The sequence below is a fragment of the Paenibacillus vietnamensis genome (assembly GCF_020169515.1).
In the GTDB taxonomy this organism is placed as follows: domain Bacteria; phylum Bacillota; class Bacilli; order Paenibacillales; family Paenibacillaceae; genus Pristimantibacillus; species Pristimantibacillus vietnamensis.
Genome location: NZ_JAHMHW010000026.1, coordinates 51,456 through 64,001, shown reverse-complemented (window position 1 = coordinate 64,001; position 12,546 = coordinate 51,456). Strand labels below are relative to the sequence as shown.

Genomic DNA, 12,546 nt, shown 5'->3' with positions numbered 1-12,546 from the left:
ATTTACATTAGAGTTAGTCCAAAACCGCCCAAAACCGTGCGACTCCCCTCATTCTACTGTATAAAGTGCAGTGGAAACGGTAGAGGTCAGCGGTTTCTCGCATTCTGCTGTATAAAGTGCAGTGGAATCGGTAGAGGTCAGCGGCTTCTCGCTTTCTGCTGCATAAAGTGCAGTTGGACTCATTACTCGGCGTTAGCGGAAGCAGCGCAGCCGTCACGGCTGCGCTCCCCCATCTAAAACTATGATTCCGTTCCCAGCAAACAGAACAGTAGCTGTGCGGTTTCCGCGCGGGCACGTCAGTCGTTTCGGCGCAAACCGGCAGCAGCAGCCGGCGGCAGGATGACGCCAGCGTTCGAAGAACCGCCATTACCGTTCTCCTTCGGCTTTCCCCGGTCAATAATAATCATGTCCCAATATGTCATAGACGGCAGAGTGATCACAAGCTCCGTACCGTTCCACTCGTAGCTGAGCTCCTTGAACATCCCGCCGTCGCGGTCCGGCGAAGCGGTATAAACCTTCAGCTGCGGCGCATCTTTCCGCGTCACGCCTAGCCCGTAGGTCACCTTGAGATCCGTCAGCGCCTCCGGCTCGGCAGCCTCATTGCGCCAGTTCTCGTCGTTGTTAAGCAGGTTAACCAATTGCACGACATCATAGCGCTCGAAGCCTTTGTTTTTGCCGTTAACCCGCGCAATCGCCATGAGCGTATTGGCCGAGCCGTCCTTGCTCACGGCGATCTCCGAACCGTCCGCGGCCGCAACCGATACCTTTTTGCCCGGATCCTCCTTGCTGTCGAACAGCAAATTCTCGTAAGCCGCAAAAAATTTATAATACTCCTTCATCGACTCCTTAAGCGAAGCCTTCATCTTCTTGCTGCGGTTCGGGTAATATTCATGCGCCAGCATGTTCGGCCCTTCCTCCAGCGACTCGGCCGTGCCCAGCTCGATATGCGTGGCCCCCATCGCGGCAAGCGCCGCATCCATCAGCCGGATCGACGGTTCATTAAAAAATCCGAGCGTCAGGCTGCGCATGATGATCGTGCCTTTGTCGTCCGCTTCGTGCTTCAGCGTCACCGTATGAGCGCCTGCACTCAAATAAGGAACAATGTAGTAAACATCCTCATTAAAAGAATCCCGGTTCGCCGTAGGCGTAAAATGGATTTTGACCGGCTTGCCTTTGTCGTCAAGTACAGGTTCTCCGTCGATATAAAGCGTCTTGGTCGAGGTTGACCCTTCGTTCGAGTAGGCGAAAATCAACGAGGTTTCGCCCGCCTGCTCCACCTCGACCGGGAATGCCGCTTCATCGCCCGCATGACCGAAATTCAGCAGCAAATCCTTATAAATAACCATGGCCGGCGTCGAATCCGCCTTCTCCGCATCCAGCCTCCTGTCGCCTGCAAGCAGGTAATCCAGCTCGATTCCTTCATCGTCATGGCCTTCGAGGACGAGACGGATTTTGTTCATGCCTTCCTTGAAGCCGGTACCGGTCCATTCAAGCGTCGTCCAATCCGCTCCGGTATAGGCGAGCTCCAGATCCGGCTGTTTAACATCATTAATGTACAAGGAGCGTACGGCCAGCTGCTTCGATTGTCCGTTATTTTTGTAGCGGAGCGCCAGATCCAGCGATCCCGAGCCGGCATCCGTTAACGCCATATCGAAGGTGAGGAAATCATTTTCTTCTTCAAAGCCCGATACGGAGCCTACGGTTGTTTTGATGCCATGATTTTCAGGAGCAAAGGCTGCCGCCTCCACTTCGTATTCGGCGCCTCCGATCACCAGGCTGTCCAAATTGATATATTGGCCGTCCGTTGCCATGACCAGCTTGACCGTATGCGCGCCGGCCGGTACCTGCGCCTCAATAACTTTGTCCGCCATGCCTCCGTCCCAGCCGCCCGGCGTCGCTCCGAAGACGACACCTTCGGCGGCAAGCTCGTCATCCACAAGGATATCAAACGCCGGATTGTTACCGGATCTATACTTGAACGCAAGCTCTTCTACAGCTTCATCCAGCACGACATTGAAAATGACGGTTTGGCCGGCTTTCCCGTGATCGTCCGTTTTGCCAAGAGAATAGGCGACGCTGCCCGTCTTCGCGACGACCGGCTCCCAGCCCAGCTCGGCCGCTTCCGCCTCATACCGGACGCCGTCAAGCTCGATCCGGTCGATCGCAATGCCCTCGGCTTCCGTCTCCCCCTCCATTTTGAAGAGCACCGTATTAACGGAACTTCCTCCAGACAAGTAGACCGGAACGGCAATCGATGACCAGTCCCCTCCGGTAACCGGGAAGGTGAACGCGCCGGCTTTTTTCCCGTTGACGTAGATGCTTCTTGCTGCCGCGGTATCGCCCTCATTGCGGTAATACACCTGCATATCGTAAACCGCGCTTTCAGAGACGGCTCCGAGCTCCAGGCTGAAGTAATCGCCCTTCTGCTTAAAGGCGTCCAAATAGCCGGCCGCATCGTTCCCGGCCACCGTTTCTGCCTTTCCGCCGCGGACTACGATTTGCGCCATTTTGGAAGGCTTCCAGCCGTATTCGGCTTTTTCCGCTTCGGAACGCGTGCTGCCCGCCTGCAAATAATCGAGCTTCATTCCGGCATCCGTCTCACCGTTCAGCTTCAGCGTAACCGTATTATCTCCGGCCTGCAGCGGCACATTGATCGCAGAGCTGTTCTTGAACGAATCCCAGCCGGACGTCTTGGCAAAAGTAAGGTCCTCCTGCACCGTCTCGCCGTTCACGATCAAATCCCGGGTCACCGCCGCCGTTCCCGCCGTGTACCCGAATTGCAGCGGATAGGTTCCGGCATCCTCGGCCTTCACCCGGAACGTGACATAGTCCCCTTCCGTCTCGAAGAAATACACGTGGCCGTATTTGTCCACCTTGCAGCTGATCAGCTCGGCATATTCCGCCTCGTATTCCTTCTCGTATCCCCCGCCGCTGACGGTCAGACTGTCGACGTTAAGCCACAGGTCGTTCGTATTCAGCTGGAGCTCGATCGTATTTCCCCCCGCCTGCAGCACCGTTTGGACCGTCTTCTCGGCAACCGGGTTGCCCCAGCCCGTCTTCTCGTCAAAAGGCAGCTCGGCTGCCGCCAGCGTTCCGTTCACGGTCAAACGTCCGGCCGGATTTCCCCCGCCGTTGTCATGACCGTAGAGCAGCTTCAAATCGTAGGTGCCTGTCTCGGGAGCCTGAACCGTCCAAATGATCCGGTCCTCGTCCTTCTTGCCGAAATCGCCCACCCAGCCGGCCGCTTTGCCGATGCGCGACAGAAACTCGACCGTCTTCGCGACGTCCGTTATGTCGGAGGCCGGAGTCGTGTCGCCCACCGCCTGCTTATAATTCATATAACCGGCGATGACCATCGCTTTTCCGCCATTGGCGGCTTTCGTGTCCTCGATCACCTTTTTAACGTCGCGGTAGTTGTCCTTGTCCGTCCACAGCTCGCTGTAGTCGAAATCCGTTTTAGTCTCCGGATCCGGCACCTCGGAGTACCCTCCGTTGCCGCCGACCATATTAAACGTCACGTCGTTTTTCGCCTCGTTGTTCTCGGTCAGGGAGTCCTTGACCGCTCCGATCAGCTCGTCGTAGCTTCTGGAGTAATAACGCTCGGTGCCGTCATAGCCGTACAGAAAATCCCCGTCCGACGCGCCCCACTGGTCCAGATGGATACCGTCAAAACCGAACTCGTTCACCGAGCGGTTGTATTCCTCCGTTATGTACGCCTGCCATTCCGGATTGCCCGGGTCCTGCAGGTACAAAGCGGACGGCACCCAATCGAAGAAAAAGCCGTTCTGGTACTTCAGCGGGTCCGGATTCGGGAACTGCGCGTTTTTGTTGTAAAGCCCCCACTCCCGTTTCACGCCGAAATCCTCGTAATTTTCGCGGGCGGCGTAATTCATCTGGTACGCCATTGCGGCCGAGCCGTATTTTTGCGCCGCTTCCACCTGCTGCTTGACGGCAATCGGATACAGATGCCTGCCGAGCAGGTCGGCGTAGGAGGTATCCGTATCGTAAGGCGCCGCGATAAAATTGCCGTTCGCGTCCTTCAGCGGCTTTCCTTCAGCGTCCGTCTGTGAGAACACGGACACATCGTGGCGCCACATCCAGTCGTAGAACTGGTATCCGTTCAAATAATAATCCTGTGACAGCTGCTTCATCTTCGCGTCGCTTTCGGCCGCGGTTTCGCTCGGGAAGTCCGACGTGTAGCCGTAGCGCGGAAAATGCGTCCAATCGCTCGATACGTCGACGGCGGCCGTCTTGAAATCGTCCGGCTTTCCTGCGATGTACGCCTTCACGAGATAACCGCGGAAATCGCCTTCCGGCGGCCGCCACGACACCGTCAGGTCGGAGCCCGCGCCCTGCAGCACCGTAATGTCGCGGGTCACCTTCCCGGCAAGCCGGTTCACAAGATAAAACTCGAGGACGAGCTTGCCGCTCCAATCCGCGGACTCGTTGAAGGACAGCGTAAGCTCCGCCGTTTCCCCCGGCTCATACCTCGCTTTGCCGATGGTCAGCTTCTCGATCGGCTTTGCGGGCACGGGCTGCTGCATGCTTGCTTTCGCCGCCTGTGCATGCTGCTGGCCTATAGCCGTGAACGAAGGCCCCAGCACTAATAAACATGACATAGACAATACGGTTGCTTTTCGCGTTAACGAATGTTTGGATGTTAGCATTTCGAATCCCCTTATCAAGTGATTATAAAAACGCTTTCATTCGTGTGTAAAAACCAAAGCGAACGAAGAATGCTTTCGTATCGCCAAGGTTCTTCCTGCTGCGGTACCGCCTGTTATTCGTAGTCGATCTTGAGCAGATCCCAATACTTCAACCCGGGCAGCACAAGCTCGATTTGACCGTCCTTCTGCTCGAAATCCAGCTTTACGGCCGAGCCGTTATAATAGTCCGGAGAAGCGAAGGTGACGCTTGACGCCTTACCTGCCGTTTGAATGCTGACCTTGACCTCCTTGCGGGCCTCCGGCTCCGCCTGCTCTCCCTTGTTGTCCGTCCATTCCATCGTCGTTGCATCGGAGAAGTTAATGAAGTGAACGATATCGCTTCCGTTCTTCCGCTTGGCAAAGGACCAGATCTTTCCTTGTTCGGGAGCCGAAGCGATTTCAAGCTCGCCCGAGCCCGCCGCCGCCGTCTCCGTATCCGACTCTTCCAGGCCGTCACGCAAAATCGTCTGATAAGCGACAAGAAAATCGTAATAGCGGATCAGCTGCCGCTCCAGCTCGGCCGGAATCTTCAAATTGCGGTTCGGAAAATATTCCTTCGCCAGCATGTTCTCGCCCAGCTCGAGATGCGAACCTCCGGAGGCGAAAATGACCGCGTCGGTGAGCAGAACGCCTGGCGTATTGAATTGTCCCGCTGCGTCGGCCAAATCATAATTCATGTAGGCCGCAAGCACCGTGTTCAACTTGTTTTTGCTGTACTTACTGTTCTGGTCGATGATGTCCTTCAAATTGGCGTACTTCGGATGGCCGTCCCATACTTCCGTGTACAGGAAGTTCAGCGGAGCCTGCGGCGCCAAGAACGCTTGACCGTACTGGCCGACCGCATTCATGACATAATGGACGTCAAGCTTCTCCTTTGCCGCCTTCAGAAAGGACACATAGCCCTGCGGCAGCTTCGCGCTTTCGCCTTTGGCGTTCCACAACGAGCCCCGGTCCCCGAGCTGATCGACATGCCAGCCGTCGAACTTCAAATGCTTGAACACTTCGATTTCCTTATCGATCAGGAACGTTTGCCATTCGGCGTTGCTCGGATCGTACAGCATAATGTCGCTCGCCCAGCTGTCCGGCAGCGGGTGCTTGTCCTGATTCGTCTGCGCCGGATCCTTGTACAGCGCCCAATCCGGCTTGACGCCGTCCGCCTCCGCTCCCTCGTACGCGCCGAACAGCAGGTTGTAGTTCATCGCCTTCATATTGCGGCCATGCGCCAAATCGATATAACCCTTGACAGTGTCGTAGGCAACCTGCCGGTTCGCGATATCCGGCCATTCGGCAGCCGGCTTGTTCCCGTCCATCTTGACCGGCTCATGATGCTTGTACTGCCAGTCGTAAAATTGAATGCCGTTAATATGGAAACGGTTAAGCCTGTTAACGACCTTCGTCATTTCCTCCTGCGTCATGGCGTGGAAATCGGCCAAATAGCCGTACCGCGGAAACTTGCTCCAATCCGAGGATACGTCAACCGCGATGTTCTGATGATCCTTCGCCTTGCCATCGACCGTTACGAACACTTCAGCCATGTAGCCTTGGCCGTCCTCCTTCGGCGGCGTCCACTGCCAGGCTGCATGCCTGTCCTCCGGCTTCACTTCCTGCGTGCCGATCAGCTCGCCGAGCTGCCGGTACTGGACGAGCACCTTCGTGTCCGGCCCGGCCTCGCCCAGCTGAAGGCTAAAGCCGACGGGATCGCCGGGACGGTAGGCCGCTTTGTCGGTCTCGAGGCTGCCGATGAGCCCCTGGCTCTGCACCGTCTCGGCTTTAATCTCCTTTTGCCCGCTGCAGCCGGCGGCCAGCATCACTATACAGCTCAGCGCTATGACTGCAGCGGACTTCATTTTATTGCGATTCACATGCATCTGTCCTTCCTGTCCAAAGGATTAGCCCTTCACTCCGCCTTCGTTGAAGCCGCCTTGCACGAATTTTTTCTGGAATACGATATACAGCAGAACGGTTGGAATAAGCGCGATAACCGATGCCGCGAATATCCATGAATAGTTGGTCGCGTACTTGTCGTTAAACATAAGCAAGGCGATCGGCAGCGTCCTCATCGCTTCGTCCTTGATAATGACAAGCGCCGTGAAGTACTCCTCCCATGTTCCTTGGAACGAGAGAACGGCAAGCGTAGCGATAGCCGGCATCGACTGTGGCAAATAAATATTCCAGAAAATTCGCCAGTTGCCGCCGCCGTCGATCAGCACCGACTCTTCGTATTCCTTCGGAATGCTTTGGAAGAACCCCCTCAGGAAGAACGTACTGCCGACTACGCCGCCGCCGATGTAAATCAGCCACAATCCCCAGTAGGTGTTCACTAGCCCAAAGGATTTAATAATAAGAAACTGAGGAATGATGTTAATCACTCCGGGAATCATCATCGTGAGCAGGAACGTCCGGAACAAAAACTCCTTGCCCGGAAACGCAAATCTTGCGAAGCCGTACGCCGTCAGACAGCCGAGAAACAGGCTTCCTATCATCGATACGAGCGTCACGAGCGTACTGTTCAGGAAGTACCTCGCGAAGTTGTTTTTCTCCCATACGAGCTGGTAATTGTACAGATTGGGAATGACCGAGAACACTTCCTTCGGCCTCGGCAGCGAGTATGCTCCTTTAATAAAGCTGGTCATGATCATATATACGAAAGGAAACAGGAACGAAAGGGCTCCGAGCACGATGATCGCATATACCAGGAGCTGAATAGGCCATTTTGTTTTCATCCGTTACCCTCCTATAAAAACCGCTGATTGCCGAATTTTTTCATCTGGGAATACGTCAGCAAGAACACGGCGATCCCCATCATGACGGCTACCGCGGATGCATAACCGAAGTTAAAGTTCTTGAAAGCCTGCAGATACATGAGACTCGGCAGCGTTTGGGTCTGATCCATCGGGCCGCCGCGCGTAATGAAGTAGACCTGCGGGAAAAAGTTAAAGGCACCGTTAATCAGGTTAATGACGACGAATGCGGTGACCGGTCCAAGCATCGGAACCGTTATGCTCCAGAACTGTCTCGAGCCGTTTGCCCCGTCGATGGCGGCCGCCTCGTAATATTCCTTCGAGATGCCCTGCAGCGCCGCCAAATAAATGACTACGCCCCAGCCGACCGTTTTCCAAATATGAAATAACCAGATGACGATCATCGCCGACCAATAGTTCGCCAGGAAGTTGACCGGAGCGTCGAAGATACCAAGCTGCTTGTAGAAAATATAATTGATCAATCCGTACTCCCCGCCCGCGAACAGGAAGCGGAACAGAAACGCAACGACGATCCAGGAGGTGATAATCGGCAAATAATACACGGTACGGAAAACGATTTTGTGCTTGACGAAATGCAAGTTGATCAGCACCGCAAACACGATCGCAAGGAACCAGTTGATCGGCACCGTGACCGCCACGTTCAGGAACGTGTTGCGGATCGCCATGAGCACTTTGTTGTTCGGATCGGTAAACGCCGACACGTAGTTTTCGAAGCCGATATACGGATTTTCCGCATTCGGCATAATGCTGTACTCCTGGAAGCTGATCAGAATGTTTCGGATCATCGGGTAGATGACGAATACAGCCGTACCCGCAACACCGAGGAAGATAAAAGGAAGCACCTTTATCCACTGCTGTATGCCTTTCTTAATCTGCATGCCCGCCCGAGGCTGATGCCCGGGTGCCGGTTGTCCCGCCACTGGTATAGACATGTTGAAGCTCCTTTCTTGTTTGCAGGGCCCTCTCCGATCGGTTCTGACGGAAAAAGGCCCTGCCTGTTGCATGTTATGAACGGTTTTTATTTCGCCAAGATGGCTTCGATGTTTTTCGCCGCTTCGTCGAGCGCCGCCTTCGGCTCAAGCTCGCCGCGGATCGCTTTCTCGAACGCAAGGTTAACGATGCCTTCCATCTCGCCATATTGCGGAATCGGCGTACGAGGCAGCGCCGTTTCCAGCTGCTTCACGTATTCGGCAACGAACGGCTGCTCGAGGAAAGCCGGATCGTTTGCCGCGGTTTTGTTGGTAGGAATAAGGCCCAGCTTGCTCATGATTTTTTGCGGCTCTTCGCCGAGCATCCACTTTGCGAATGTCCAGGCTTCTTTCGGATGCTTCGAGTTCGTGAACACAACCAGATCTTCGCCGCCTACGACGGAGCGGCTGCCGCCTGCGCCTGCAGGAATCGGGCCGCGGACCGTTTGCTCGAGCGGTTTGAAGCTCGACTCCGCCTCGTTCATCAGAATGCTGTAGAACCAAGGGCCGTCGTCGATCATCATGTAATCGTTGTTTTTCATGCCGTCCCAAGCGCCCGGCTCGCCGCCAAGAATCGTTGGCGTAATCAAGCCTTCCTTTTGCCACTGCACGATGGTCTCCAGCGCTTTCACGCTCTCAGGGCTATTCAGGAAGCCTTCGGCTTTCGTATAATCTTCGTTCGTCAATGAGCCGCCCAGACTCCAGAAGTAAGGAGAAGCCGCCCATACGTTCGCTCCGCCGATGCCGATGCCGCCCGGCTTGCCTTTCGCCACCGCAAGCTTTGCCGCTTCGACGAGCTCATCCATCGTTTCCGGCGCTTTCGTGATACCGATTTCGTCCAGCACAGCTTTGTTGTAAATCGCGATTTTCGTATTTGTGTTCACCGGAACGCCGTAGTAACCGCCGTTGTACGCGTTCGTTGCCATCGGCGCTTCGAATACGCCGGCTTTCACCTCGTCGAAGCCTTCGAACTGGCTGATATCCTGAAGCGCTCCCATTTTCGCAAATTCCGGCACCCAAATAATGTCCATCCGCATCAGGTCCGGCGCCGCATCGCCAGCTACGCCCGCGACAACCTGCTCCTTAAGCCCTTCGTACGGCATTCTCGTGAGCTTAAGCTCGATGCCCGGATTTTCCTTCTCGAACAGCGGCTTGATCTCTTCGGTCAGAACCTTCTCTTCCTGATCGCTGTAAGTATGCCAGTATTCAATCGTCACTTTCTCGCCGGAAGGGGCGTTACCGCTTTCATTTGCCGGCGCATTGCCTCCGTTACCGGCCGGTGCGTTATTGCCGCCGCTGCAAGCCGTTACGGTGAATGCCATCGTCGCCGCCAGAACTCCGTAAGAAATCGATTTGTACCATTTCATCTCGTTTGACCCTCCTCTTAATGATTGCTGCTCTCTCATTATGCGACGATCGGCCGTTTGCGGTAACCGTTTTCATTGCGCTTTTGGTGTCTCATATTACTGTCCTGCAGCCTCCTCAGCATCAGCGGGGATAACAAAAGGTGTCTTATTTTTCTGCACGTGCAGATAATAAGACACCTTTTGTTTGGCTGCTTGGGACTGCAGTTTGCCAGACAGCAATCGAACAAGACTTAGCAGCGGCGGTCCCGCGCTAACGAACTGCACAGCCTCTGCGACTCCCCTCAGCTCCTAACGAACTGCACAGCAACTATTGGCCCGATTTGACCAACTTTTCATTTTTAACGAACTCCACGCTCGTTATTCGGGTAAAATGCTGCCGAAAAACCTCCACTGCAGTGCAATAACGTGTCCTGAGTTCGTTAGAATTCCAATTCGCGCTCCCGGGAGCAGTTAGCGATGACTGAGTTCGTTAGCTCTAGCCTTGTACAACCGTCAACCGCCGCCGCTTCGTTACTTTCACGCCAATCGATACACCAGTGCCTCATACGGACGAAGCGCAAGGAGCTCCGCAGACGCATCGAGGCGGGCGGCTGCATCTCCGTAGTTTGAGATAATCAGCTCCGCGCCTTCCTCAAACGGCAGTCCCGCTCCGGCTTCGATTTGCTGCCCGGAGAAGTTAAGAAGGACAAGCCACTTCTCCTCTCCCAGCTGCCGCGTATAAGCGTACAGCTGCTCATGCTCCTCCGCCAGCAGCGTATAGTCGCCGTAGATCATAATCGGATGTTTCTTCCGCAGCGCAATCAATCGCTTGTAATAATGGAAGATCGAATCCGGATCGCCAAGCGCCTCCTGCGCATTGATCTCCGTATAGTTCGGATTCACGCCGATCCACGGCTCACCCGTCGTAAAACCGCCCTGCGGGCCGGCGTTCCACTGCATCGGAGTCCGCGCGTTGTCCCTGCCTTTGGCATAGATGGACGCCATCGCCTGCTCATGCGGCACGCCCCTCTCTCCCACAGCCTCGCGGTAAAAGTTCAGCAGCTCCACGTCCCGGTAGTCGTCGATGCTCTCGAACCGCACATTTGTCATGCCAAGCTCCTCGCCCTGATAAATGTAAGGCGTGCCCTGCAGCGTATGCAGGAAAGTAGCCAGCAGCTTTGCCGATTGTTTGCGGTACACGGTATCGTCGCCAAACCGTGAAACCATGCGCGGCTGATCATGATTGTTCAAATAAAGGCTGTTCCAGCCCTTCCCGTTCAAAGCGTATTGCCATTTGCCCGTGACCGCCTTCAAATCGGCCAGCTTCCAAGGCTTCAAATTCCACTTTCCGCCTTCGCCCGAATCGATATCCATCGTCTCAAAATGGAACACCATATTTACCGCCCGATTAGCGGGATCCGTATAAACGGCTGCCAGATCAGTCGGAACGCCAGGCATTTCGCCTACCGACATCGCGTTATACCGCGACAGCGTCTGCTCGTTCATTTCCTTCAAATACTCCTCCAGGCGCGGACCGCACAGGAAAAAGTCGCCGCCCCACGCATACCGCTCCCCGCCGGGAGCGCTCGGCAGGCCATCCGCTTTGGAGATGCAGTTGATGACGTCCATCCGGAAGCCGTCGATGCCTTTATCCAGCCAAAAATTCATCATATCGTACACTTCGCGCCGAAGCTTCGGATTTTCCCAGTTAAGGTCCGGCTGCTTCTTCGTGAATAAATGCAGGTAATATTCATTTGTCGCTTCATCGTACTGCCATGCCGAGCCTCCGAAGAAGGACAGCCAGTTGTTCGGCTCGCCCCCGTTCTCCCCGGCCGGTCTCCAAATATAATAATCGCGGTAAGGATTATCCTTTGACTTTCTCGATTCCTCGAACCACGCATGCTCGTCGGAGGAATGGTTCACGACAAGGTCCATGATCAGCTTAATGCCGCGTTCATGGAGTCCGTGCAGCAGCTCCTCCCAATCCTCCATCGTTCCGAACTCGTCCATAATGGACCGGTAATCGCTGATATCGTAGCCGTTATCGTCGTTCGGCGACTTGTAGACGGGGCTGAGCCACACGATGCCGACCCCCAGCTCCTTCAAGTAATCCAGCTTGCTGATTATACCGCGCAAATCGCCGATCCCGTCCCCGTTGCTGTCCATGAAGCTGCGCGGATAAATTTGATACACGACTTCCTCCTGCCAAAATGCGCCTGCTGTCATCCTTCTGCCTCCTCTAATTCTACTGTCCTATCATCATAAAAGAGCCCCGCCAGCCATGAAACCGCTATTATTACGTAAAAAAACGCAAAAAAGGGCGTTGACGGAAACGCCCCTTTGTGCAGCCATAGCAGTTTTATCGATGCATGATATCCGATTGTCACGTGTGCACGGCCCGTCAACCGTCCCGCTTAACCCGTATCACGGGCAGCAGCTCCCGCCTCTCTGCTAAGTTCTGCCCGGTAGTAACCTCTCCCTACATAGCCCAGTTTGTTATAAGCGCCCAAATAGGCTCATCTCACGGTTGGGTCCGCCTGCTTTTGAGCAGCATAACTGGATTTCCGGCATCTAATTTTAGCTTATCGATCTATTGGAGAAAAATAACTGGATTTCATACAGCAAAATCATAACGGTTGATCGTAAATGAGCATTTCGACCGAAATACATACGAAAAATCCAGTTATTTTACATAAGAAACCTTTAACCCAAAAAATATATACACCAAATACAGTTACGCAATGCATCTCGGCATTCCGCTCCA

The 12,546-nt window shown here is 54.6% G+C and carries 6 protein-coding genes; all 6 read right to left on the bottom strand.

Annotated elements, in window-relative coordinates; genetic code table 11:
• Nucleotides 1–296 precede the first annotated feature (296 nt).
• Nucleotides 297–4,667, bottom strand: coding sequence for a glycoside hydrolase family 66 protein (locus KP806_RS26100; protein WP_224726677.1), 4,371 nt, complete (start codon nucleotides 4,665–4,667; stop codon nucleotides 297–299).
• Between the two features lie 113 nt (nucleotides 4,668–4,780).
• Nucleotides 4,781–6,574: a glycoside hydrolase family 66 protein gene (locus KP806_RS26095; RefSeq protein ID WP_397376434.1), complete on the bottom strand. Its 1,794-nt coding sequence runs from the start codon at nucleotides 6,572–6,574 to the stop codon at nucleotides 4,781–4,783.
• Between the two features lie 21 nt (nucleotides 6,575–6,595).
• Complete coding sequence (locus tag KP806_RS26090) at nucleotides 6,596–7,429, bottom strand: carbohydrate ABC transporter permease (protein ID WP_224726675.1); 834 nt, start codon at nucleotides 7,427–7,429, stop codon at nucleotides 6,596–6,598.
• An 11-nt stretch (nucleotides 7,430–7,440) separates the two neighbouring features.
• On the bottom strand, nucleotides 7,441–8,400 hold the full coding sequence (locus KP806_RS26085; RefSeq protein WP_224726674.1) for a carbohydrate ABC transporter permease: 960 nt from the start codon (nucleotides 8,398–8,400) through the stop codon (nucleotides 7,441–7,443).
• 86 nt (nucleotides 8,401–8,486) lie between these two features.
• Nucleotides 8,487–9,803 (bottom strand): extracellular solute-binding protein, encoded by a 1,317-nt coding sequence (locus KP806_RS26080; protein WP_224726673.1) that lies wholly within the window; start codon nucleotides 9,801–9,803, stop codon nucleotides 8,487–8,489.
• 516 nt (nucleotides 9,804–10,319) lie between these two features.
• The gene (locus KP806_RS26075) at nucleotides 10,320–12,008 is read right to left on the bottom strand and encodes a glycoside hydrolase family 13 protein (protein ID WP_224726672.1); all 1,689 of its coding nucleotides are present in this window, start codon (nucleotides 12,006–12,008) and stop codon (nucleotides 10,320–10,322) included.
• Nucleotides 12,009–12,546: the final 538 nt, after the last annotated feature.